This is a genomic window from Cellulophaga baltica (assembly GCF_018861125.1).
Taxonomy (GTDB): Bacteria; Bacteroidota; Bacteroidia; order Flavobacteriales; family Flavobacteriaceae; genus Cellulophaga; species Cellulophaga baltica_A.
In genome coordinates, this window is sequence record NZ_JAHKQN010000015.1 from 279,910 (window position 1) to 303,675 (window position 23,766).

The 23,766-nt window shown below is 29.8% G+C and carries 23 protein-coding genes; 21 read left to right on the forward strand and 2 right to left on the reverse strand.

What is annotated here, in order from left to right:
• Positions 1-94: 94 nt before the first annotated feature.
• From KO500_RS07475 to KO500_RS07575, 21 genes are all read left to right on the forward strand, one after another.
• The gene (locus KO500_RS07475) at positions 95-679 is read left to right on the forward strand and encodes a C-type lectin domain-containing protein (protein WP_215955898.1); all 585 of its coding nucleotides are present in this window, start codon (positions 95-97) and stop codon (positions 677-679) included.
• 149 nt (positions 680-828) lie between these two features.
• Entirely contained in the window at positions 829-2,946 is a 2,118-nt protein-coding gene (locus tag KO500_RS07480; RefSeq protein ID WP_215955899.1) for a M3 family metallopeptidase, read from the forward strand.
• Positions 2,947-3,147: 201 nt separating this feature from the next.
• Positions 3,148-3,933 (forward strand): hypothetical protein, encoded by a 786-nt coding sequence (locus KO500_RS07485; RefSeq protein ID WP_215955900.1) that lies wholly within the window; start codon positions 3,148-3,150, stop codon positions 3,931-3,933.
• A gap of 218 nt (positions 3,934-4,151) precedes the next feature.
• Complete coding sequence (locus tag KO500_RS07490; protein ID WP_215955901.1) at positions 4,152-4,655, forward strand: hypothetical protein; 504 nt, start codon at positions 4,152-4,154, stop codon at positions 4,653-4,655.
• A gap of 212 nt (positions 4,656-4,867) precedes the next feature.
• Entirely contained in the window at positions 4,868-5,752 is an 885-nt protein-coding gene (locus KO500_RS07495) for a hypothetical protein (RefSeq protein ID WP_215955902.1), read from the forward strand.
• 159 nt (positions 5,753-5,911) lie between these two features.
• Positions 5,912-7,174 carry a serine hydrolase domain-containing protein gene (locus tag KO500_RS07500; RefSeq protein ID WP_215955903.1) on the forward strand — a complete coding sequence of 421 codons (1,263 nt, stop codon included), beginning with the start codon at positions 5,912-5,914 and terminating at the stop codon, positions 7,172-7,174.
• Positions 7,175-7,217: 43 nt separating this feature from the next.
• The gene (locus tag KO500_RS07505; protein ID WP_215955904.1) at positions 7,218-8,441 is read left to right on the forward strand and encodes a porin family protein; all 1,224 of its coding nucleotides are present in this window, start codon (positions 7,218-7,220) and stop codon (positions 8,439-8,441) included.
• A 144-nt stretch (positions 8,442-8,585) separates the two neighbouring features.
• Positions 8,586-9,116: a GNAT family N-acetyltransferase gene (locus tag KO500_RS07510; RefSeq protein ID WP_215955905.1), complete on the forward strand. Its 531-nt coding sequence runs from the start codon at positions 8,586-8,588 to the stop codon at positions 9,114-9,116.
• A 216-nt stretch (positions 9,117-9,332) separates the two neighbouring features.
• Positions 9,333-10,166, forward strand: coding sequence for a zinc metalloprotease (locus KO500_RS07515; RefSeq protein WP_215955906.1), 834 nt, complete (start codon positions 9,333-9,335; stop codon positions 10,164-10,166).
• A gap of 417 nt (positions 10,167-10,583) precedes the next feature.
• Complete coding sequence (locus KO500_RS07520) at positions 10,584-10,979, forward strand: hypothetical protein (protein WP_215955907.1); 396 nt, start codon at positions 10,584-10,586, stop codon at positions 10,977-10,979.
• Positions 10,980-10,983: 4 nt separating this feature from the next.
• Positions 10,984-11,934, forward strand: a complete 951-nt coding sequence (locus tag KO500_RS07525; RefSeq protein WP_215955908.1) for a c-type cytochrome — start codon at positions 10,984-10,986, stop codon at positions 11,932-11,934.
• 90 nt (positions 11,935-12,024) lie between these two features.
• On the forward strand, positions 12,025-12,612 hold the full coding sequence (locus tag KO500_RS07530; protein ID WP_215955909.1) for a Crp/Fnr family transcriptional regulator: 588 nt from the start codon (positions 12,025-12,027) through the stop codon (positions 12,610-12,612).
• Between the two features lie 68 nt (positions 12,613-12,680).
• Positions 12,681-13,169 carry a hypothetical protein gene (locus tag KO500_RS07535; RefSeq protein ID WP_215955910.1) on the forward strand — a complete coding sequence of 163 codons (489 nt, stop codon included), beginning with the start codon at positions 12,681-12,683 and terminating at the stop codon, positions 13,167-13,169.
• 162 nt (positions 13,170-13,331) lie between these two features.
• Entirely contained in the window at positions 13,332-13,928 is a 597-nt protein-coding gene (locus tag KO500_RS07540) for a DUF6515 family protein (RefSeq protein WP_215955911.1), read from the forward strand.
• Between the two features lie 261 nt (positions 13,929-14,189).
• Positions 14,190-15,509 (forward strand): TolC family protein, encoded by a 1,320-nt coding sequence (locus tag KO500_RS07545; protein WP_215955912.1) that lies wholly within the window; start codon positions 14,190-14,192, stop codon positions 15,507-15,509.
• 4 nt (positions 15,510-15,513) lie between these two features.
• Positions 15,514-16,743 (forward strand): efflux RND transporter periplasmic adaptor subunit, encoded by a 1,230-nt coding sequence (locus KO500_RS07550; RefSeq protein ID WP_215955913.1) that lies wholly within the window; start codon positions 15,514-15,516, stop codon positions 16,741-16,743.
• Between the two features lie 10 nt (positions 16,744-16,753).
• Positions 16,754-17,494 (forward strand): ABC transporter ATP-binding protein, encoded by a 741-nt coding sequence (locus tag KO500_RS07555; protein WP_215955914.1) that lies wholly within the window; start codon positions 16,754-16,756, stop codon positions 17,492-17,494.
• A gap of 1 nt (position 17,495) precedes the next feature.
• Entirely contained in the window at positions 17,496-18,716 is a 1,221-nt protein-coding gene (locus KO500_RS07560) for an ABC transporter permease (protein ID WP_215955915.1), read from the forward strand.
• Positions 18,709-19,773 carry a sensor histidine kinase gene (locus tag KO500_RS07565; protein WP_252732445.1) on the forward strand — a complete coding sequence of 355 codons (1,065 nt, stop codon included), beginning with the start codon at positions 18,709-18,711 and terminating at the stop codon, positions 19,771-19,773. The genes KO500_RS07560 and KO500_RS07565 overlap by 8 nt, the downstream gene beginning before the upstream one ends.
• Positions 19,774-19,776: 3 nt before the next feature.
• A complete protein-coding gene (locus tag KO500_RS07570; protein ID WP_215955916.1) occupies positions 19,777-20,514 on the forward strand; it encodes a LytR/AlgR family response regulator transcription factor in 738 nt (245 codons plus the stop codon).
• Positions 20,515-20,615: 101 nt separating this feature from the next.
• Positions 20,616-21,362, forward strand: coding sequence for a DUF6090 family protein (locus KO500_RS07575; protein ID WP_215955917.1), 747 nt, complete (start codon positions 20,616-20,618; stop codon positions 21,360-21,362).
• Positions 21,363-21,372: 10 nt separating this feature from the next.
• Here KO500_RS07575 and KO500_RS07580 read toward each other — a convergent pair whose 3' ends face one another.
• Both KO500_RS07580 and KO500_RS07585 read right to left on the reverse strand, forming a co-directional pair.
• Entirely contained in the window at positions 21,373-22,272 is a 900-nt protein-coding gene (locus KO500_RS07580; protein ID WP_215955918.1) for an EamA family transporter, read from the reverse strand.
• Positions 22,273-22,827: 555 nt separating this feature from the next.
• Positions 22,828-23,190: a hypothetical protein gene (locus KO500_RS07585; RefSeq protein ID WP_215955919.1), complete on the reverse strand. Its 363-nt coding sequence runs from the start codon at positions 23,188-23,190 to the stop codon at positions 22,828-22,830.
• Positions 23,191-23,766: the final 576 nt, after the last annotated feature.

Genomic DNA, 23,766 nt, shown 5'->3' on the forward strand with positions numbered 1-23,766 from the left:
TTTCTAATAACTTTATATCTACTTAGTATTTAGATATTTTATACGTGTATGTAGCTTAATTAACTACTTTTTTAAAAAAATATAACAAGAAATAATGAAAAAGATATTTTTATACGCTATAACATTTATTCTTTTATTAATTGCTTGCAAAAGTGAAAGTGATGATACTGAAGACTCAACAGATACAATCGCTAATATTTATTCTTTTGAGATAGGAGAACAATCGTACGCAGTTGTATTAGAAAATTTAGATTGGGAATCAGCTGCTGCATATGCAGTTACACAAGATGCCTATTTAACTGAAATAAATTCAGAAGAAGAACAGGATGGTATCTTCGAAGCATTATTGAACTTATCAGATTACTACGAAGATACTATTGCTCCAGATGGAGGAGATTATACTCATTTTTGGATAGGAGCAAATGATTTTGATAATGAAGGCGAATGGGTTTGGGATGGTAATAATGATGGAGAAGATGTAAGTCAGTTTTGGGAAGGCACACAAGAAGGTGTCGCTATAGATAATTTGTATAACAATTGGGGTTATGAACCTAGTAACGGAGCTAGTGGTCAAGATGCTGCTGGGATTGTTCCTGTAGCTTGGACTAATGGAGAGGCTGGTACTTGGAATGATATTCAAAGAACAAATACATTATATTTTATAATAGAATACAATTAATACTACTTGTGGTATAGCTATATTTTGAAAATAAGTAAAAGCTCAACAATTTAGTTTGTTGAGCTTTTGTATTTTATTTAACATTCTTTAAAAAAGCATCAATCTATTTTGAGTAATTTTATACGGACTAATTATTTTAAAAATTATTGATGAAAAAGACATTAATGCTAGCAGTGCTGGTCGGATCATTTTACGCCTGTAAAACAGACCAGAAACAAGCTACAAGTAAAGAAACTATGCAAACAGAAAACAATCCATTATTAGAAAAAAGTACATTACCTTACGGCGCTCCGGACTTTACCGTAATTAACAATAGCCATTTTGAACCTGCATTAGTAAGCGCAATTGAGACTCAAAAAAATGCGATTGTTAGTATTGTAGCCAATAAAGAGGAAGCTACTTTTGAAAATACAATTCTTGCTTTAGAAAAAAGCGGTGGCGATTTAGACCGTGTGTCTAATGTGTTTTTTGCTTTAACAGGTGCACATACAAATGATTCATTACAAGCAGTTCAAGAAAAAATGGCACCAATGTTATCGGAACTTAGAGATGCTATTTATTTGAACGATACATTATTTGCACGTGTAAAAACGGTGTTTGAGAATCTTGAGAAAATTACTATAGGAGCAGAAGCAGTTAAATTGACTGAAAACTATTTTGAAGCCTTTGAAAAAGCAGGTGCTAATTTACCAGCCGATAAAAAAGAGATTTTAAAAGAATACAATACTAAAATAGCAACTCTAGTAAATAAATTTAATAAGGTTTTATTAGAAGCAAATAATGATGGCGCTGTACTTATTACGAATAAAGAAGAACTTGCCGGACTTTCTGATGCTACTTTAAAATCATTAGAAAATGAAGAGGGTGAAGGTTGGAAAATTCCGCTACAGAATACCACACAGCAACCTTTATTACAGAGTTTAGAAAATAGAGCGACTAGAGAAAAAATATTTAAAGCCGCTTGGTATAGAGCAGATGGTTCTGCTACCGATACCAAAAATTTGATTACTGAAATAGCAACTTTACGAGCACAAAAAGGCGCCTTATTAGGTTTTGATAATTATGCCGAATGGAGTTTGCAAGGTACTATGGCTGAAAAACCAGAAAATGTATTCAATTTATTTAATGGTTTAATCCCAGCAGCAACTGCAAAAGCAAAAAATGAAGCTACCGAGATTCAGAAAATGATTGAAAAAACAGGTGACAATTTCACACTTGAAGCTTATGACTGGAACCGCTATGCAGAAATGGTGCGTAAAGAAAAATACGATCTTGATGAAGACCAAATAAAACCTTATTTTGAAACTAAAACCGTATTAGAAAAAGGTGTTTTTTATGCGGCTGAAAAATTATACGGTATTACATTTAAAGAGCGTACAGATATACCAACTTATCATGAAGATGTTATGGTGTATGAGCTTTTTGAAGAAGATGGCTCGCAATTAGGGTTATTTTATGCCGATTATTTTTCAAGACCTAGCAAACGTGGTGGCGCTTGGATGAGTAATTTTGTAACACAGTCTAAACTATACGATCAAAAACCGGTAATATACAATGTTTGCAATTATCCAAAACCTGCGGAAGGTGAACCTGCATTATTAACCTATGATGAGGTTGAAACTATGTTTCATGAATTTGGTCATGCCTTGCACGGCTTTTTTGCTTCGCAAGAATACCCAACATTATCAGGGACTTCAGTGGCGAGAGATTTTGTAGAATTCCCTTCTCAGTTTAATGAAAACTGGGCATTGCACCCGCAAGTATTAAAAAATTATGCCTTGCATTACAAAACCGGCGAGCAGATACCTGAAACGCTAATAGCTAAAATAAAAAAATCAGGTACGTTTAACCAAGGGTATAGCTTAACCGAAAATCTTGCTGCTTCTAATTTAGACATGCAATGGCATACCATTACAGCAACTACAGTTATTGATGATGCCAATGCTTTTGAAAAAGAAGCTTTGCATAAAACAAAGCTTGATGAAGTTAGTGCAGTGCCGCCACGTTACCGATCAACTTATTTTGCACACATATTTGGTAGCGGTTATGCAGCAGGGTATTATTCGTATTTATGGACTGAAATGTTGCACCACGATGCCTACAATTGGTTTGAAAACCATGATGGTTTAACTCGTGAAAACGGACAACGTTTTAGAGACATGGTACTCTCACGTGGTAACACACAAGATTTAGAAGAAATGTACAAAAACTGGCGTGGTAGCGACCCGCAAATTGCACCCATGCTAAAAGCACGTGGTTTGCAATAAACCAGTTGTTTTTAATAGCCTATACAAAGGAGTCTTTTTTAAGGCTCCTTTTCTTTTTTGTAAGATTTTATAAAACATATGTACGAAATTTATATATTGTAAGCTTAAACTTCCCCCCACAAGTGTTTAATAGATTAAAATATAGATGTACAGGTACACATATCCGTACGTTAGCATTAATTACCATAAAAATTGTGAAATATGAATTTCTTAAAAAACATTTTCTCTAAAAAAACAGAAAAAAATAACGCCAATATTTCCAATGAAGAGTTATTAAAAGGAATTTTTAATACGAAAACTTATAAAGATGGAAATACTTGTTTCCATTTTGCGAGTAGAAACTTCTTTAGTTTAGTTGACAACAATGGAGAAATTAAAAAGTCAGAATATGGAGATAATATTATTGCAGTAAATGATTTTAATGGAGACCAAGAACCTTATGAAACTTTATTTTTCTCAAATGAAAATGAAGAAGTTAGAATTAGATTTTTTGGAGAAAAAAGTTTTAAAGTTTCGAATTCATTATATGATTTATTCAACATTGATAACCCTGAAGAGAATTTTGTTAAAAGAGGAGATTCTGAATATTGGTCTTGGTATGAGGAATCTTTTAATTCTTCTAAAATTCAAAATAAAATACATAAATGTGTTTTTCCTAATTTAGATTTACCATCAGAAATTCAAAATAACTTTAATTCCTTTGTATCAGGAAATCAAGAGTTTGACGTAAACTCTTTTTCTAATTTTTTCACACATTATGATAACTATTTAAGTGAATTAATCCCTTCTAATTTTTCAGCATTTAATGGCTTTGATAGTGGATTGAAAAAACTAATTAATGAAATAAATATTTCCTCAAAAAAAAATAAATTCAAAATAATTGAATTCAACCCTTCTGGAAACTGGGGGATTATAGAATTAAATAGTTTGGAAAAAACAGAAATAGAAAAATTGGAGAATTATGGATTAATGATTGAACAAAACTAATGCTAACAATGGCTATAATTAATACGGGTTTAGGTACTTAACCCAAATTTTGGAACTTTAAACTAAGTCCGCCAAATCTTTTGATTTGGCTTTAGAACAAGAAAAAAATAAAACAAAATAAAAAGTTTTGGCTAATCGCTTAATCCGAAATTAAATGTTAATTTAATCCCGTTCTAATCTTAGCCTAGCCGTTGTAAACAAGCTGAAAAACAAAAACTATGATACATTTAATTTGGTCAATAATCAACGGAATAATTGTATTATACTTTTTCTATCTGATTATTGGATTTATAACAAAAGGGAAAAAGATATTTAAACCACAGTTTAAAGTTATTTCAATCTTTATAATGGTTATCGGAATTGTTCAAATAAATTCAGCTTCTGATTCTGATAAAAATTCAAACCGAATATCAATAACTGAAGATTATAACAGAAAAAACAACTCTGAAATTAAGCAAGTAGTGTTGGAAGATAATTGGACTTTTGACATAAATATGCTTGTAAAATATTCGATTGAACAAGACCAATATATTCCAATTGAAAGTAATAGTTCTTTAACTGGACTCGTAAGCGGTTACGTTTGGGAATTTAATTCAATAGCTACGAACAACTTTGAAACGAATAAAAAGTCAGAATTTATTGCTAAAGGAAATTTGAAATGGAATCTTTTCGGAATTACAGTATATAGTGAATCAAAAACTTTTAATGGTACGATTGAATAAAAAGCCAGTTTAACCTATAAACAATACGGGTTTCGGGCTTAATCGAAAGGTTTGCGTATTTTTATGAGGTCGCGAAATCTTTGGGATTTTGCTTTAAACAAGGAAAAAAAACAAAAAAAAAATTTCGCTATGTGCTCGGCGGAAAGCAAATGCTAGTTTGCTCCCGTACTATTCATAGCTAAACCGTAACCAGCAATTTTAATAACGAATAGATGGAACAGACCTTGTTAGAGAAGTATATTGGACTACATCCTGATTTCAATTCAGAATTAGAGAGCTTATCTGGCAAGAACAAAGAGAAGTTTATTCGCTTTTTTAAAAATGAAAAGCAAGAAGCGAACTTCTTATCATTACTTTCCGAATTTAGATTTGCTCAATTTTTGGAAAGAGAATCATTTATCTATGAATATGAACCTACCATTGGACTAAAAACACCGGACTTTGCATTTGAATTAACAACCAAAGACTTGGTTTATTTTGATGTCAAAAGATTTAATATCTCCGATCTCGATAAAGCCAACGATAGAAAATTATATGATTTAGTAGAACGTTTAAAAACGATCGAGAAACCATATCACGTTCATCTTGAGCAAATAGAAAAGGAATTAGACTTTGATTTAGAAATAACATTTGAAGTAATAAGGAAATGGCTTCTTCAAAACACTCTTAATGAAGGTGACTCTTTTAACTATGAAAACCTGTTCAGTATGGAAATAGGTATTGCAAATGAAATTAAGAATCATGTGTTATTTTCTTATAGCTGTAAAAATCCAAAAATACATATAAGCAAACTAGCGTCTGATGTTTTATCTAAAGTAAGAACTTATCAAAGAGATATTATTGATAATGGATTCCCTTTCTTTGTAGGCATAGACTTAACGATTGATACATTAAAAGATCCAGTAGACTACTGGATTCAGTTTCTTGGAGGCTCTAGCATGAATACTGATACGGGAATAGAATCATTCTACACTAATTCAGAGTTTGATGGATTAACTGGTTTGTTAATTAAATATTACAATCAATTTTATTGGCTTAATAACCCAAAAAACAACAGGCAAATTAAATTTCAAAATGCTAAAATTAAATATAAATGAAAGCTGGTAACAAAATGTATAATTAATTGCTTGGGTCTGTGTGTAATAGGAAAATCCTACGGATTTTCCTAAGGTTCGGTTTTCTTGTTAAATTGGTTGAGCAAGATTTGCAACTAACCATACACAAACCGTTGGCAACAACCTAAAAAAATAAATAAAATGAAAAACTTTCTTCCTCTGATTTTAATTTTTGCATTTATTATTTCGTGCAAAGAAAAAACCAATGAGATAACAGAGAAATCAAAAGCCTATTCTTACTTAAAAGATTCACTAATGGACGATTTGAATTCAATAAAAGATAGAAAGAACATTGTTGGGTTTTCAACATCAATAGTCAGTAAAGACGGAACACTGTACAACCAAGAATTTGGGTATTCAGATATTAAAAATCAAAAAGAATACGCAGAAAATACTATTCAAAATATTGCATCTATTTCAAAAACATTAATTGGAATTTCTTTGTTAAAAGCACAAGAAATGGGTAAACTGAACCTTGACGATCCAATTAACATTTATCTACCATTCAAAATAGTTAACCCAACTTATCCAAACATTCCAATCACAATTAGGCATTTGGCCACTCATACATCAACCATAATGGACTCGGACAATTTTTGGGAAAACACATACATTCTCAAAAAAACGGACCATCCTAAAAGTGTAAGCGTTTTTGGTTATATGAAACCACCTGCTTCTAAAGTACCATTAGCAGATTTTCTTAAAAGTTTATTGACTGACAATGGTGAATTATATATTGGCGATAATTTTTCAAAAGAAGAACCCGGTGAAAAATTCAGTTATTCAAATCTCGGTGCGACAGTTTGTGCTTTTGTTATAGAATCTGCAACTAACACTTCCTATGATGAATTCACAAAAGAAAATATTCTAAAACCTTTAGAAATGAACAATTCTGGCTGGTCAACCAGAGCAGTAGATTCTACAAAAATCTCAAAATTATATGCGAACTATGAAAGTGTATTGGCAGATTATTCTTTGATTTCATATCCAGATGGCGGACTTCTAACAACAAGTAGTGATTTGAGTAAACTTCTAACCGAATTCATAAAAGGATTTAATGGTAACGGAACACTTTTGAATAAAGACAGTTACAAAAGGTTGTTTGCAAAACAACTATCAGAAAAACAAATGCCAAAAGATACAGAAGCCAATTTTGGTATATTCTTAGATTTTTCAAAAGGGTTCATGGAAGATGATTTTGAAACCATTGGACATAGCGGAGGAGACCCAGGAGTTGTTGCTGGTATGTTTTTTAATCCAAAAACAGGACTTGGAAGAATTTTGATTTTAAACACGGATTCGGATTTTGACGAAACCATAATTCCTCAATTTAAAGAAATTTGGAGCAAACTAAATACATACGGGAATAAACTGAACCAAAATATGCCAATTGCTGAAAAATAATTTTGTATAATTATAAATCTAAACCAACCAATAAAAATTAAACATGAAAACGAAACTAATTATTATTTTAACCTTAATTTTAAATACTTATTCTTATGCTCAAATTACTTTTGAAAAAGGATATTTTATTAATAATGCGAATGAAAAAGTTGATTGTTTAATTAAAAATATTGACTGGAGAAAAAATCCAATAGAGTTTGATTATAAATTAACGGATCAAAGTGATATTAAAAGAGCTACGATAGGTACTGTAAAAGAATTTGGAATTAATAATAGCTCAAAATACATCAGAAGTAAATTAAAAATTGATAGATCGAGTTCTGATGTGAATAAATTAAGTACTGATAAAAACCCTATATTTTCTGAAGAACAACTTTTTTTAAAAGTATTGATAGAAGGTAAATCATCCTTATACGAATATATTGATAGTAGTATAAAACGTTTTTTTTTCAGTAGCGAAAATTCTAATATTGAACAACTAGTATTTAAATCATATGTTACTTCAACTGGTAATTATTATGGTGAAAATAATACATTTAGACAACAACTTCTTAATAATTTAAAATGTCCAAAATTCACTGAAAAAAGATTTAAAAATTTAAGTTATAAAAAAAAGGAATTATTAAAATTATTTATTGAAAACAATAATTGTTTTGAAGAAGAAAGTTCGAATTTTGAAAAAACAAAAAATAAAGATTTATTTAATCTAAGCATTAGGCCTCGATTAGTTAACTCATCTTTATTAATAGACACCTTTTCTGATTTACGAGATATTGATTTTGGTAATAAAACAAATTTGAGTCTAGGTCTTGAGGCTGAATTTATTTTATCTTTTAATAAAAATAAATGGTCTGTAATAATAGAACCTACGTATCAAAATTTTAAAGCTGAAAAAACTAAAGAAGTTAGTGATTCTTTTGGTGGTGAATTAAATAATAAAGTGGACTATTCCTCAATTGAAATACCTGTTGGTATAAGATATTATATGTTTTTGAATAATAAATCAAAATTTTTCGCCAATATTTCTTTGGTAACAGATTTTGATTTCAATTCTTCAATAGATTATGAGAGAGGAGATGGGTTTGATTTAGAATCTTTAGATATCAAATCAAAAATTAATTCAGCTTTTGGTTTAGGGTATAAATATGATGATAAGTATATACTTGAACTGAGATATCAAACGAAAAGAGATGTTCTTAGTGATTATCCATCTGATGTTTCTAATTATAATTCTTTCTCATTGATAATAGGGTATACACTTTTTTAAAAATAAAATTGAACGATATTTCTTTATTTTTTGGTAAACAGTAATGAAATATTTATGGCTTTGTAATAAGCTTCAATAATGATACTAGAATAAATTTTAAAACCTAAAAGGGGTCTTAAAAAATCAACCATATAATTTTTATAAATGAACTTTAAAACTTTTGAAACAGAACGGCTTATTTTAAAACCTACTTCTGAAGATGATGCAACGTTTATTTTCCATCTTTTTAATACACCCAATTGGCTAAAATTTATTGGCGACAGAAATATTACAAGCGTAGACAAAGCAAAAGAATATATAAATGAGAAGATGGTTCCTCAACTTAAAAGATTAGGATATTCTAGCTACACAATAATTACAAAACAGGATAACTTAAAAATAGGAAGCTGTGGTTTGTATGACAGAGAAGGAGTAGAGGGGATAGATATAGGTTTTGCTTTTCTTCCGGAGTACGAAAAAAAAGGATTTGCTTTTGAAGCTTCAAAGAGACTAAAAGATGCCGCTTTTAATGATTTAGGTATTGAAGTTATTAGTGCTATAACTACAAAAGATAATCTTCCATCACAGAGACTACTAGAAAAACTAGGTCTCAAACTCTATGGAACTACCAAACTCCCAAATGATGAAAAAGAATTATCGTTGTATAAAATGGAGAGGTTAAATAACGCGCTTTAAAATTAGAGAAGAAATTTTATGAATATGTTTGTTTTACTTCCACCATTTCTTGTAACGTAAATAATTACAGAAAAGAATATTGTGTAAGAACCAAACTTCAAGATTTAGTATTATTTATTCTGTAAGATTTTTAAATGTCTGTAAGAATTTAGATATCTTTAGCTATGTAATTTTCTAAGCTATTAAAATTACAAAAAGAACCCTAAAATCGAGAACATGGCATTTTACATTAACAACAAAGAATTTAAAAGTCAAGAAGAATTTTGTCAATTAGGTAGAGGTTGTGCTACCAAAAACCCAAACCCAATTGAAATTTTTAGAGTAGATGAAGAGATTGCTCTAAACAAATCGCGAAGAAGGTTATTTTCTAAACTTTCAATTGAAGTCCGTTTTCATCATATTACTTATGGCGGTAGAGGTTTAATAACAAAAACCCAACGCGAAGAGCAAATTACGTTATTAAATGAGGCATTTTCAAATGCTAATTTAACCTTTAAATATAGCGAGCCAAATGTTCAATTTATAGATAATTACAATTGGTATAATATGGGACATGGTTCAGCATCTGAACGAGAAGCCAAAACCTCGTTAGGTTCTGATGCTAAAAAGTATTTAAATTTTTATACAGGAGGTTTAGCTTCAGGATTATTAGGTTGGGCAACTTTTCCTTTTGATTTAGCTGGAGATCCAATTATAGATGGTGTTGTTGTCTTAGATGAATCTTTACCTGGCGGTAGTGCCGAACCTTACAATTTAGGAATGACGGCAGTGCATGAAGTAGGGCATTGGTTAGGTTTATACCATACTTTTCAAGGAGGTTGCGATGGTATTGGCGATCACGTAAAAGATACTCCCGCACATAGTAGTGCTAACTATGGTAAGCCTGCTATTGATGAACCGCATAATGCATGCGTAGCAGGAGAATTTGCTCCTGTACAAAACATTATGAACTATGTTGATGATGATTGGATGAAAGAATTAACTGAAGCTCAAGATGCTAGAATTAAAGAACAAATTATGATGTACAGAACGGGTTTGTTGAATAAATAAGACAATTTAAATAGGATTAGAATAGTTTTTTAAATGTTACAGTATGTTTTACCTGTTCGTATTAGTTGCTAAATAACAATTAAAAACCTGCGAAAAGGCAGTTAAATTAACTGTAAATCAAATACTTAAGGTTTTTTGAGTTGCTTATTCGGTAATCAAACAGTCATAATCATTTTCATATTTATCATTTTTGGGGTATTTAAAAAAGAATAATTTAAAAATTATAACTTTACTTATTATTTTTGTAGGTTTTTTCTTAAAATAAAAAAGAATTTATATATATTCGCTATAGAATTTTTTCCCCCAAGATTATAGTGCCTATTAAAATTGTATTTTAATAATAATAATCAAGCTTTAGTTAACTACTTGATTTTATAAATTAATACTAAGTAGTTATTTTAAATCCATAATTATCAAATGATTAAAAATTTTGTTTTCGGTTTGTTTATTGTTAGTTGTTTTCTTTCTTGCAAAGAAAAACACAATACAGAGTTAAGCGGAGTTTACGTTGTTGGAGGATTGAAAATGAAGGAAAATGTAGATTTAGGAATATTAAAGCAAATGGGAGCACTTAATTTTGGTGAAGCTCCATTCAATTTTGTGGGAAAAGATTCCGTTATATTAGATAAAGAATTTGGTGACACCTATTTTGGAGAATCAAAGTTTAAATATAAATTATCTGATAAAAACTTGACCTTAATTAATGGGGAAAGAAAAATACAGATGACCTATGAAGATGATGGTGTTTTTAGATTAAACATTGCAAACCCTTATTTAATAAGATTAGATTTAGTTGGCGTAAATCATCAATAATTTAATGAAAAAAGTTTTAAAACTCATTGGAATATGGCTTTTGGCAATTATAGTAATTGTTGGTGCTGTTTTGTTATATATAAGTATAGATGGAATACCTACATACGAAGTTGAAAAAATAGAATATCAAGCGATTAGTACACCTGAAGCTATTGAAAGAGGTGAGAAACTAACGGTTATGTTGTGTGCTACTTGCCACATGAACGCAGAGACTAGAAAATTATCTGGCCTTAAAATGGTTGATGCACCACCTGAATTTGGTGAGGTTTATGCGCCAAACATTACGCAAGATAAAAAATATGGAATAGCGAGCTGGTCAGATGCTGAATTGTTGTACTTGTTACGAACAGGAATAAAAAGAGACGGACTCTACAGTCCGCCATACATGATGAAATTACCCAATATGGCTGATGAAGATATAAATGCAATTATCGCATTTTTAAAATCAGATCACAGTATGGTTACAGCAGATGCTACGCCTGATGTGCCAACAAAACCATCATTATTAACAAAAATATTATGTAGAGTATCGTTTAAACCATTCCCGATGCCTATTCAAAAAATAAAATTACCAAGCTCTGAAGATAAAGTTGCTTTAGGTAAATATTTGGCACATAATTTAGATTGTTTTTCATGCCATTCCGCAGATTTTAAAACTGTTGACTATTTAGATCCAACATTAAGTGAAGGATATTTTGGTGGCGGGAATAAACCTTTAGATTTAAACGGAAATGTTGTGCTAAGTTCAAACTTAACCCCTGATAAAGAAACAGGAATAGGAACTTGGACAACTGATAAATTTATAAAAGCAGTTAAGTATGGAATTATAGATAATGAAAAAGCATTAAAATACCCAATGATACCTTATTCACAACTAACCGATGATGAGGCTAGTGCAATTTTTGAATATTTAAAAACAATTCCTGAAATAACAAATAAAGTAAACGTTCAATAGAATTAACCATTAAGTATAGAAATATAAAAAAAAGCTTCAAGATATACTCTTGGGGCTTTTATATTTCAATAAAAGTTGTAATTTTCTTTTATGATTAAAGACTTTAAAAGTTTAAATATTTACACGTATATAAAATCATACATTACCATATCTGATGAGGAAATAGAATTATACCTGAATCAATGTTACTTAAAAACATACAAAAACCGAGAATTGATTTCTGAGGTTAATGTATTAGATCCAAATATTTATTTTATTGAAAAAGGTTTTATTCGTTTATATATTACTGACGAAAAAGGGAGAAAACATACAACTCATTTTGCTAGTGAAAACAGTTTTGTGTCAGATTATACTTCGATAATACGACAAAAAGCTTCAAAATATAATTTTCAAGCATTAACCGAAACACAAGTAGTTGTGGTTCCGCCAGAAGCTTTATTTTGGCTTTATAAAAATGTAAAAGAAGGTGAAAAATTTGGTCGTTTAGTTTTAGATGAACATTTTATTCATTTAGAAGAAAGACTATTAAACCTTTACACACATTCACCACAAGAGCGTTTTGAATTAATGAATAGTATTTTTCCTGATATTCATAACTTGGTGCCTCAACATATGATTGCCTCTTATATTAATGTCTCACCGGTACATATGAGTAGGTTAAAAAAGAAAAACTCATAAAAAACATAAACAAATGTTATCGTTTTTTTGTGTGAACAAGAATTAGATTTGTTAGGCCAAAAATTAAAATGTCTTACAAAAAACTAATCACGTTAAGAATAACAGCAATAGTTGGGGCTGTAATATTTATACTTTATAAGTTTAATATTATGCCCAACCTGAATCACAATAGTGGTAACTTAAGTAAATGTTTTTCTGCAAAAGTAGATGGCGACTCGCTTTCTTTTAATAAAGTAAAAGCATTTGAGATAAAAGAATCTAAAATGATTATTGTAACCGCTAAATCTTCAAGCTCAGATATTATTGAGTTAATGATACCAAGTACTTTAGATCAAGGAAAATATAATTTTTATGATTACTTCTCTAATACCAATACAATAATTACAGGAGCTTATGAGTCCTCAAATAATAATGGTGCTCTTGAAGGGTTTAAAAGTAATAGTAAATTGATTATTACAAATCATGACCATGTTTTAGGTATTATAACTGGTACTTTTGATAGCAAAACAAAATCTAAAAAAATTACTGAAGGAGAATTTTCAGTGAAGTATAAATAAATTAACTATTGGTTTTTTCTTTTATTAGTTGCGCTATACAAGCAAGGTTCATTAGAATTTGATTATTTTTTGATTGTTAAATTTTTGCTAATTTGATAAAATAGGTTAAACTATTTTCATTCCTTGCAGTCATAGATGTATAATCATTAAAAAAATATTAATATGAAAAGTACAATCAGAAATATAGGTCTTTCAGTATTAGCAGTAGTTGCTTTTACAGTTCAAGCAAATGCACAAAGTAGATCAACAAAAAAAACGACTACTACTACAACAACTACAACAAGATCAAATGCAAAAACATCAAGAGTTGTAAAAAGATCAAATGTGCAGTATAAAACACCTAAGAAAAAAGTAGTCACTTATAGAAAAATACCTTCAAAATCTAAAACAGTTACAGTAAGAAATAACAATAATACGTACCAATATGATAATAATAGATTTTATAGAAGTTATAACGGTCGTTATATAGCTGTAGCACCAAAACCAGGAGTAAGGATATCAAGATTACCTGTTGGTTATAGAACAATTAGACATGGAGGAAGAAGTTACTTTAATTTTGGAGGAATTTTTTATATCAGTATAAACAACCAATATGAAGTAGTACAGCCAGAAGTTGGTACAATTGTATATGAATTGCCAAATGATGCTGAAAAAGTTATTATTGAAGATCAAGTTTTATATGAGTATAATGATGTGATCTATGAGCGTATTCAGTATGATGGAACAAGAGCTTATGAAGTTGTTGGATTTATTGAATAATAAAATTGTTTGGTTGATTAATTATTTATAATTAATCTACTTTTTTAAAAAACCTGTGACGTTGTACTCACAGGTTTTTTTATGCCATAAAATCAATGTTTTAGTAACTTATTCGGTTAGTTATTTTAGTATGTTCAGCACTAAATTCTCGTCGATAAAATCAGGGTTTATGTATTTGAAATACAGCAGAACTTCTATTCTCTTTCTTTAATATATAGGTATCAAGCACTTTTGTTGTGATCAATAGTAAATCACGCAAATATGAAAATATACTTAACATTAACAGCATTATTATTTTCGGTATTGTCTTGGGCTCAAGACCCAATTGATACTGAAAAGATATGGACTTTAGAAGATTGTATTACTTATGCTATAGAAAATAATATTACCGTTAAAGAGGCAGTATTAACAAAAGAGCTGACAGAGGTTTCGTATATGGAATCAAAATCTTCTCGATTACCAAATTTATACAGTACTGCTTCTCAAAACTTTACAAATGGTAATACTATTGACCCTATTACAAGTGAATTTGTATCACAGCAGATAAACTCAACAAGTCTTTCTTTAAATACAAGCATGACTTTGTTTAGTGGGAATCAAATAAACAACCAGATTAAACAAAGTAAACTTTTAGTAGACCAGTATCACTTTTTTGAAGAAGAATCAAAAAATGATATTACGTTGAGCATATTAGAAGGGTATATTCAATTAATGTACTTAACTGAAAATATAAATGTTGCTGAAAATAATTTAGAGTATTCAACAAAAGAAGAGGAGAGAGCAAAAGCACTTTATGATGCAGGTTCGTTAGCCTTAAAAGACTATACTGATGTTAAATCTCAAATGGCGACAAATTCATACAATCTTACAACTGCTAAAAACGATTATGATTTACAATTATTAACGTTCAAGCAATTGTTAGAATTGCCACCAGAAACAAACATTAAAATAGATGAAAACCTAGATTACCTAACAGAAGAGCTTGCTGATGTAAAATCTATTTATGACGATGCATTAGCTACATTGCCAGAGATTAGAGCTAGTGAAACAAATCTATTAGTATCTGAAAAGGCATTAGATATTGAAAAAGGAGCATACTTACCAACACTTTCATTAACAGGTAGTTTGGGGTCTGGTTATACTTCAACACAAGACTTAAGTTTTACAAACCAGTTTGATGGTAATTTTAATCAACAAGTTGGGTTGTCACTCTACATACCAATATTTAATAGGAACAGTACCAAAGCAAGTGTACAGAGTGCTAAAATTAACATTGATATAGCTTCATTAGATTTATTACAAGAAAAAAAGGATTTGTATGTAAAGGTTGAAACTGCTTGGTTAAATGCAAATGCAACTCAAAAACAAATGTATGCGGCAGAAGTTGCTAAAGAAGCTGCAGAACAATCGTATGATTTAGCCAAAAAGCAATATGATTTAGGAGCTTTAAGTAGTACCGATTTAATAATAAGTCAGAATACCTATACGAATGCAGAGCAAAATTATCTACAAGCTAAATATTTAAATCTATTATACACAGAACTTTTACAATTTTACCAAGGAAACGAAATTAAAATATAATATTATGAAAAATACCACAATAAAAAAATGGATAGGAATAGGAGGTGCTTTACTAGTTGTACTTGGTATTTATTATTTCTTTTTTTCAGGAAGTAGTACATCAGAAGTTACTTTACAAACACTACAACCTAAAAAAGGTGAAGTCGTAAAAACAGTTACAGCTACTGGTACTATTGAACCTGTTGATCAAGTAGATGTAGGTACGCAAGTGTCTGGCGTAATTAAAAAATTATACGTTGATTATAATAGTGTTGTTAAAAAAGGACAGTTAATTGCTGAGTTAGACAAAACTATTTTAAAATCTACTGTATTGAGCAATCAAGCTAGTTATGATGAAGCAGTAAATGACCGTAATTATTTAAAAACAATTTACGATAGGCAAAAGAAATTGTATGAAAATAAGGTTATAAGCGAATCTGACTATCAAGAAGCTTCGTATAATTATGAAGTTGCAAAAAATTCAGTAACAGAAAATTATGCCAGTTTACAAAGTGCAAAAACCAATTTAGGTTATGCAGATATTTATTCTCCAATTGATGGAGTAGTATTATCAAGAGATGTTGATGAGGGTGAAACCGTAGCAGCATCATACAGTACACCAACGTTTTATACTATAGCAGAAGATTTAAGACACATGCAAGTTGAGGCAGATGTTGATGAGGCTGATATAGGACAAGTAAAAGAAGGGCAAAGAGTATCGTTTACTGTTGATGCTTACCAAAACGAAGAGTTTGTAGGTGAAGTAACACAAATTAGATTAGACCCAACAACAACGTCAAATGTTGTTACATATACGGTAGTTGTAAAAGCAGAAAATCCTGATTTAAAATTAAAACCAGGGTTAACAGCTACAATAGCTATATACACGGTAGAGTTGAAAGATGTAATAACTGTTGAGGCTAAAGCTGTAAACTTTACACCTACACAACAATTAATGGATGCTTACCTAAAACAACAAGGAGGAGAAAGCAAACCCCCACAAGCAGGAAGCGAAATGGCAAAACCTTCAGAAGATAGTACAATTTTATGGGTAGAAGAAAATGGAATGATTAAGCCTCAGCCGGTTGAATTAGGTGTAAGCGATGGTGTTAATGTGCAAGTTTTAAGTGGCTTAAGCGAAAATGATAAAGTCGTATACCAAATGAGGTATGCCACAAACCAAAGTTCACCATCAGGTTCTGGTGATAGTCCATTTATGCCTACAAAACCACCAGGAGGAGGCGGACCAAGATAAATTCAAGCTTATGAAAAATATAGCAATTCAAATAGAAGAATTAAAAAGAGATTTTAAAATGGGCGAAGAAGTAGTTCACGCCCTCAGAGGAATTTCTTTTACAATAAAAGAAGGAGAATTTGTAACCATAATGGGAACTAGTGGTTCAGGTAAAAGTACATTGTTAAATACATTAGGTTGCTTAGATCAACCATCAAGCGGAATATATAAAATTGATAATGTACCTGTAAAAAATTTAGATAAAAACCAATTAGCAAAAATTAGAAATGAAAAAATTGGTTTTATTTTTCAAGCCTACAACCTGTTACCTAGAACAACCGCATTAGAAAATGTAGAATTACCATTATTGTATAATACAAAAGTAAGTACCGAAGAACGAAGAGAAAGAGCTATAGAAGCATTAACAAAAGTAGGTTTGGCTGAGCGTTTGAATCATACACCATCACAATTATCTGGTGGTCAACAACAGCGTGTTGCTATAGCAAGATCATTAGTAAATAACCCTGTAGTATTATTAGCAGATGAGGCTACAGGTAACTTAGATACGCGTACTTCTTATGAGATAATGGCGCTTTTTCAAGAGTTACATGATCAAGGTAAAACAATAGTTTTTGTAACTCATGAATCTGATATCGCCAGTTTTAGTAATAGAACTATTGTATTAAAAGATGGTAATATTATTAAAGATGATATAAATACTAAAATTCGTAATGCTAAAGAAGAATTAGCGGCGATACCAAAAGCAGATTGATATGAGGATTTTCAATTTATTAAAAATATCTTTTAAGGCCATTATTTTAAATAAAGTAAGAACTTTACTAACTATGCTTGGAGTAATTATTGGTGTAGCATCAGTAATTGCAATGTTGGCTATAGGTGAAGGATCGAAGCAGAGTATTAAATCTCAAATATCAAATATGGGATCTAATATGATTACGGTTATGCCTTACGCAGAAAGACAAGCTGGTGTTCGGTTAGATAGGAGTGAGATGCAATCTTTAACCTTAGATGATTATAAAACATTAGTATCTGACGCAAAATTATTAACCGATGTATCACCAAAAGTAGATGGTAGTGGGCAGGTTATTTATGGTGCAGAGAACTGGCCTTCTAGTATTTATGGGGTGACACCTAACTATCTTGATATAAAAGTTTGGGATGTTACAAGTGGAAGTATGTTTACTGATGATGAAGTTAGTTCGGCAGCTAAAGTAGCTGTAATTGGGCAAACAATTGTAGAAAATATTTTTACTAACGGTGAAGATCCTATTGGTAAAATGATTCGTTTTGGTAATATTCCATTTAAAGTTATCGGGGTTTTAAGTGAAAAAGGTGAAAATACTTTTGGTCAAGATCAAGATGATGTGGTTTTAGCACCTTATACAACGGTACAAAAAAGAATTTTAGCTATTGATTATTTACAATCAGTTGTTGCTTCAGCAATAAGTGAAGAACAATCTGAAAATGCTGTCGCTGAGGTAAAAGTGATAATGAATAAAGCACATAATATTAAAGAAGGAGATACGTCAGATTATGAAGTGCGTTCTATGGAAGAATTAATTTCAACTTTTAGTTCTACAAGCGAAATGTTAACAGTACTATTAGTAGCTATAGCTAGTATATCATTATTAATTGGTGGTATTGGTATTATGAATATTATGTATGTATCAGTAAAAGAGCGTACACGTGAAATTGGTTTGCGTTTAGCTGTTGGAGCAAAAGGAGCTGATATATTACTTCAATTTTTAATTGAAGCCATATTAATAAGTATTACTGGTGGTGTAATTGGCGTTGTTTTAGGATTAAGTACTACTTTTATTATTGAAAACGTATTACATTGGCCTACAAGTGTGACAAGTTCGTCAATTATCATATCTTTCGGTGTGTGTGCGATAACTGGTATATTCTTTGGCTTTTATCCTGCTAGAAAAGCAGCGGCTTTAGATCCAATTACAGCAATGCGTTATGAATAAATTTAAGCAAATGGAATTGAAGAAAAATAAAATTATAATACCCATATTACATGTTTTGGCATGGATAATTTTATTTAGTATTCCGTATTTTTTATTAGCACTTGACCAAAACCAAAGTCAAGTGTTTTTAAAAACTATTGCCCGTTCGTGGGTCCATTTGATTATTTATGGTTTTATATTCTATCTCAATTATTTTAAATTAATTGACAAGTATCTTTTTAGTGAAAAAACTGTATTTTTTATTGTTATTAATGTTGTATTAATTAGTTTTTCAATCTTTTTAAGAGAACAGCTTAAAGAGAGTTATTTTGATAATTGGTTTACAGAAAGTGTTAAAGACGAAAAGTTTTTACACAATAAAGAGATGTTTTTTTATATAAACTTGATAGCAACATCAGTACCTGTAGTATTTGCAATTGCCTTAAAAACAACTGAGCGTTGGGTAAATATTGAAAAAGAAAATAAAGAAATTGCTACCGTAAAATTGCAAACGGAAATTCAGCATTTGAAATACCAATTACAGCCTCACTTTTTTTTTAATTCATTAAATAACATTTATTCATTAGTTGATATATCGCCAGACCAGGCCAAAACAACAATACATAGTTTAAGTAAACTCATGCGCTATTTGTTGTATGAAACAAATACAGAATTAGTTTTTCTTTCAAAAGAAATTGATTTTATGAAGAAGTATATTGATTTAATGAAACTTAGGCTTACAGATAAAACCACGGTAAAATATAGTTTTCCTGAGAATGTTAACCAGGTAAAAATAGCACCTTTAATGTTTATTTCATTAATTGAGAATGCTTTTAAACATGGCGTATCTGCAAATAAAAAAAGTTTTATAAATATTGATATGAATGTTTTTGATACTATTGTTGTTTTTAAAATTAAGAATAGCAATTTCCCAAAACATGCGACAGATAAAAGTGGATCGGGTATAGGTTTAGATAATTTAAAAAAGGGACTTAATTTATTATATGCTGATAAGCATAATCTAGATATAAAAGTTGAAGGAGAAGTTTTTTCAGTAGTTTTAGAAATTAAATCTTAAAATATGAGTATAAAGCTAACCTGTATTGTTGTAGATGATGAGCCAATGGCGGCTAATTTGGTAGAGAGTTATGTTGAAAAAACACCATTTTTAGAACCAAAAGGTAAGTTTAATAGTGCTATTGAAGCTTTAGATTTTATAAATAAGGAAGTAGTAGATTTGCTTTTTTTAGATATTCAAATGCCAGATTTAACAGGTTTAGAGTTTTCTAAAATGTTACCTAAAAATACGCGTATTATTTTCACTACGGCTTTTGATCAGTATGCTTTAGAAGGTTTTAAAGTAGAGGCGCTTGATTATTTGTTAAAGCCTTTTGATTATGCGGAATTTTTAACGGCTGCTAACAAAGCAAAAGTTTGGTTTGATCTTTTAAATGATAATAAAAATTCTCATAGTAGTACAGTAGAGGAGAAGGAGTTTCTTTTTGTAAAATCAGAATACAAACAATTACGCATTAAACTTGCAGATGTCTTATATTTTGAAGGCTTAAAAGATTATATAAAAATCTGGATTAAAGACAATCCTAAGCCTATATTAACACTTATGAGTTTAAAATCTTTACAAGAAAAACTTCCTGAATACCAATTTATGCGCGTACATAGATCGTTTATTGTTTCTTTAAAAAATATTGAGGAGATAGAACGAAGCCAAATTATCATTAACAAACAACGTATTACAGTATCTGAGCAATACAAAACTAAATTTTTAGCTTTTATCAATAACAATTCTTTAAACTTATAAGAATTAATTTTTTTATAACAATTATAAAAAAAACAATTTTTTAAATTTCAGACAAAACTATATTTTAATCAAAATGTATAAATAATAGTACAATACTTTTTATGAAGATATTTAGAAAAAACAGACGTAACTTAATTCGTTTAGGAAAGTTTAAAACCTATTTAGTATATGCTTTTGGTGAAATTGTATTAATAGTAATTGGTATTTTAATTGCATGGAAAATTAATACCATAAATGAAGCAAGAAAAAATAGAATAGTTGAGGTTAAAATTTATAATAGTTTGTATGAAGAATTAAATGCTAATCTGCATACGTTAGACGGTATTATTGATGAATACCCGAGAACAATTACTAGTTTACAAAATACACTTAATTTTGTAGGCCTACCTGATGAGAAAATTACTAAAGAAAATAAATTACAAATTGCTAATATAAGCGAACGAGAAGTAAATTTAATTGATGGTTCAGTAAATTCAATAATAAGCACCTCAAAATTTGAACTATTAGAGAGTGAAACATTAAAAGAATTAATAACGCTTTATCCCGCCAAAATTACGCAGTTTAATCTTCAAGATCAGAAGATAAGATATATTATTTCTGAAAAAATTAAACCTGTGGTTGAACAAAAATTATCGTTAGTAGATTTACTTCCTGAACACGATTCAATTTATGATAATATTAGAAAGTATGGTCAAAAGTCAAATTTTCAAGCTTTATTAAATGATAAAGGCTATCAAAATGCAATGATAGACCGTATTGTACAAACAGAAGAATTATTGAGTATAGCCAAAAATCTTAGGAGTAAAACAAATACACTAATCACTAATTTAGATAAAGAGATTGATTAGAAGTTGCTGTTTAAGAATACAAAATAAGACCAACACCAAGCATTATTCCTATTAACGGAACTAGTTTTTTACGTTTGTTTTTCTCTTTAAATAACATACCACCTAATATTACAGCAATTAGTATCTGGCTTCTTTTAATAGCAGATAAAAGCATAATTAATGCTTCTTCATCTTGTAACGCTTTAAAATAAAAATAATCTGCAAGTTGTAATAAAATACCAACTGCTGGTATGGTCCAACGCCAAATAAAAGCTTTTCTTTTTTCTGCTTTAGGGAACCATGTAATTGATAATATTATAAGAAGAATAAGAATAGTATAAAAACAAAACCAGAACTGCAGTGTTTGTGGTGTGAGAGCTAATGTCTGTATTAAAAATTTATCATACAAACCGCTTGAAGCGCCTAAAAAAGTTGCTGCGATAATTGCAAAAATCCATTTATTTTTTTTAAAATTAATGCCTTCTCTTTTTCCTACTTTAGAATATAAGAGTACAGAAAAGATGATGATAAAAAAACCTAACCACTGTAATGTGTTGGGCATTTCTTTATAAATAATTATGGCACCTATAAAAGTGAAAAACGGACCTGCAGAACGTATAGGAGTTACAATAGTGATTGGTAAATGTTTTAATGCTTGGTAGGCAAGTACCCACGAACTAGCCATTATCATAGATTTTATAAAAATAAAACCATGAACTTTTATTGGAATAGTAGAAATATATAAACCTATTTTTTGTGCAAATTCGGCATTAAATATTGAAATAAGGTATATAGGTAATAGCAATAAAAAACCAGCTGAGATTGTACCTAATAATACCGGAAATACTTCATTCCCTTGCACTGCGTGTTTTTTACATAAATTATGTAATCCTAAAAATAATGCTGCTAAGAGCCCCAAATACATCCACATGGCGGCGAAGATACTTTTTTGAATTCTATTACAAAAACCTAATTCATAAACTTAAAATTAAAACAATTTTAACAGATTAACATTAATTTATATCGGTTTACTGATAACTAGTATTCATTGGTAGAAAGTGGTAAAGAGTAACTTAGATATGTTGCATCTTTGAATTAAGAAATTATCTAATATAATTTTTTGGTTGAGTTAATATTGAGTTTGAGTTAGTTGTAAAAGCCCTGTATGGAGATGCAGGGCTTTTGTTTTGTATAGTTTATAAGCTTAGAGTTTTAGTTTATTTAAACAGCTTAACTTTATTTTATACTAAGTTACTGAATCTTATCTACTGTTCACAGATAGTTATAATTTACAATTTAATAATAATGCATCTTTGACGTAACAATATTTGAGATATAATTTTTGTTAATATTAAATTAGTTATAAAAGACCTGTGCTAAAACACAGGTCTTTTAATTTTTTATGCCTTTATGAGAATGATAAAACAAAACTTATGGCTTTTGTTTATTTATATTAAAACGTTAACTTTTATATACTTGTTCTAATTTATTTTTTAGGAGACCAATTCATAATTTCATGATGAATTTCAGTTGGTGTACGTTTTGTTTTGTGAGCGATACTATCAATTACTAAATTAAAATTTCCTTTGTCATAGCTGGTGGTATTAGTATCAGCGACATTTGGGTAATGTGCAAGGTATTCATCGCGCACCGCAAGCCATTGCTTCTCTAAATTTATATCTTCTATAGATGTATCAACACCACCATTGTTTACAGGGTTTCCAATATTATCTGTAGTAGTGTCTTCATCTAGGTAGGGTTCTTGTTCTAAACTACGGTTTTGTTGTACATTATTATCTAAACCTTTATAGGTTCTGTCTTTATCGAGATTTTTATTTTCTGTGATCATCGTATTTTAATTTTGTATTTACCAATACAAAATTACAGAATGACCTACTTGAAGCTTGCTCATTCAATATTATTACTAACCTGAAAACAAATTCATTTAAAGACTGAATTTATCAGGTAGGAAGTTTCCTAAATTACAAACACATTAACATAATTTTATTAAAGTTCACTTAAGTATTTATCCTGTTCACAGATAGTTGTAAAAAGCAATTTAAATTAGCTTCATCTTTGAAATAATAAAACAATATATGACTTTGGTTGAGTTAATATTGGCTTTGAATTGGTTAGAAAGCTCTGTGCACTTGCACGGAGCTTTTGTTTTTATAAAGCTTATAAAACGTGTTTTTTTTCTCATTTTTCAATAAAATAGTATATTAACATTTCTTTATACCTGTTTGCTGATTACGAGTATTCGTTGGTAGATTGTTTGAAAAAGTAATTCAAATATGTTGCATCTTTGAAGCAAGGAATTATTAAATATAGTTTCTTGATTGAGTTAATATTGAGTTTGAGTTAGTTGTAAAAGCCCTGTATGGAGATACAGGGCTTTTATTTGTTTATAAACCAAATCGAATCT

What these genes read in the sequence shown, in the direction of transcription:
- KO500_RS07585 (WP_215955919.1), bottom strand. Translation starts at nt 23,190, where the DNA reads ATGATCACAGAAAATAAAAATCTCGATAAAGACAGAACCTATAAAGGT.
- KO500_RS07485 (WP_215955900.1), top strand. Translation starts at nt 3,148, where the DNA reads ATGAATTTCTTAAAAAACATTTTCTCTAAAAAAACAGAAAAAAATAAC.
- KO500_RS07520 (WP_215955907.1), top strand. Translation starts at nt 10,584, where the DNA reads ATGATTAAAAATTTTGTTTTCGGTTTGTTTATTGTTAGTTGTTTTCTT.
- KO500_RS07495 (WP_215955902.1), top strand. Translation starts at nt 4,868, where the DNA reads ATGGAACAGACCTTGTTAGAGAAGTATATTGGACTACATCCTGATTTC.
- KO500_RS07560 (WP_215955915.1), top strand. Translation starts at nt 17,496, where the DNA reads ATGAGGATTTTCAATTTATTAAAAATATCTTTTAAGGCCATTATTTTA.
- KO500_RS07490 (WP_215955901.1), top strand. Translation starts at nt 4,152, where the DNA reads ATGATACATTTAATTTGGTCAATAATCAACGGAATAATTGTATTATAC.
- KO500_RS07575 (WP_215955917.1), top strand. Translation starts at nt 20,616, where the DNA reads ATGAAGATATTTAGAAAAAACAGACGTAACTTAATTCGTTTAGGAAAG.
- KO500_RS07510 (WP_215955905.1), top strand. Translation starts at nt 8,586, where the DNA reads ATGAACTTTAAAACTTTTGAAACAGAACGGCTTATTTTAAAACCTACT.
- KO500_RS07550 (WP_215955913.1), top strand. Translation starts at nt 15,514, where the DNA reads ATGAAAAATACCACAATAAAAAAATGGATAGGAATAGGAGGTGCTTTA.
- KO500_RS07545 (WP_215955912.1), top strand. Translation starts at nt 14,190, where the DNA reads ATGAAAATATACTTAACATTAACAGCATTATTATTTTCGGTATTGTCT.
- KO500_RS07580 (WP_215955918.1), bottom strand. Translation starts at nt 22,272, where the DNA reads ATGTGGATGTATTTGGGGCTCTTAGCAGCATTATTTTTAGGATTACAT.
- KO500_RS07500 (WP_215955903.1), top strand. Translation starts at nt 5,912, where the DNA reads ATGAAAAACTTTCTTCCTCTGATTTTAATTTTTGCATTTATTATTTCG.
- KO500_RS07475 (WP_215955898.1), top strand. Translation starts at nt 95, where the DNA reads ATGAAAAAGATATTTTTATACGCTATAACATTTATTCTTTTATTAATT.
- KO500_RS07555 (WP_215955914.1), top strand. Translation starts at nt 16,754, where the DNA reads ATGAAAAATATAGCAATTCAAATAGAAGAATTAAAAAGAGATTTTAAA.
- KO500_RS07515 (WP_215955906.1), top strand. Translation starts at nt 9,333, where the DNA reads ATGGCATTTTACATTAACAACAAAGAATTTAAAAGTCAAGAAGAATTT.
- KO500_RS07505 (WP_215955904.1), top strand. Translation starts at nt 7,218, where the DNA reads ATGAAAACGAAACTAATTATTATTTTAACCTTAATTTTAAATACTTAT.
- KO500_RS07540 (WP_215955911.1), top strand. Translation starts at nt 13,332, where the DNA reads ATGAAAAGTACAATCAGAAATATAGGTCTTTCAGTATTAGCAGTAGTT.
- KO500_RS07480 (WP_215955899.1), top strand. Translation starts at nt 829, where the DNA reads ATGAAAAAGACATTAATGCTAGCAGTGCTGGTCGGATCATTTTACGCC.
- KO500_RS07570 (WP_215955916.1), top strand. Translation starts at nt 19,777, where the DNA reads ATGAGTATAAAGCTAACCTGTATTGTTGTAGATGATGAGCCAATGGCG.
- KO500_RS07565 (WP_252732445.1), top strand. Translation starts at nt 18,709, where the DNA reads ATGAATAAATTTAAGCAAATGGAATTGAAGAAAAATAAAATTATAATA.
- KO500_RS07530 (WP_215955909.1), top strand. Translation starts at nt 12,025, where the DNA reads ATGATTAAAGACTTTAAAAGTTTAAATATTTACACGTATATAAAATCA.
- KO500_RS07525 (WP_215955908.1), top strand. Translation starts at nt 10,984, where the DNA reads ATGAAAAAAGTTTTAAAACTCATTGGAATATGGCTTTTGGCAATTATA.
- KO500_RS07535 (WP_215955910.1), top strand. Translation starts at nt 12,681, where the DNA reads ATGTCTTACAAAAAACTAATCACGTTAAGAATAACAGCAATAGTTGGG.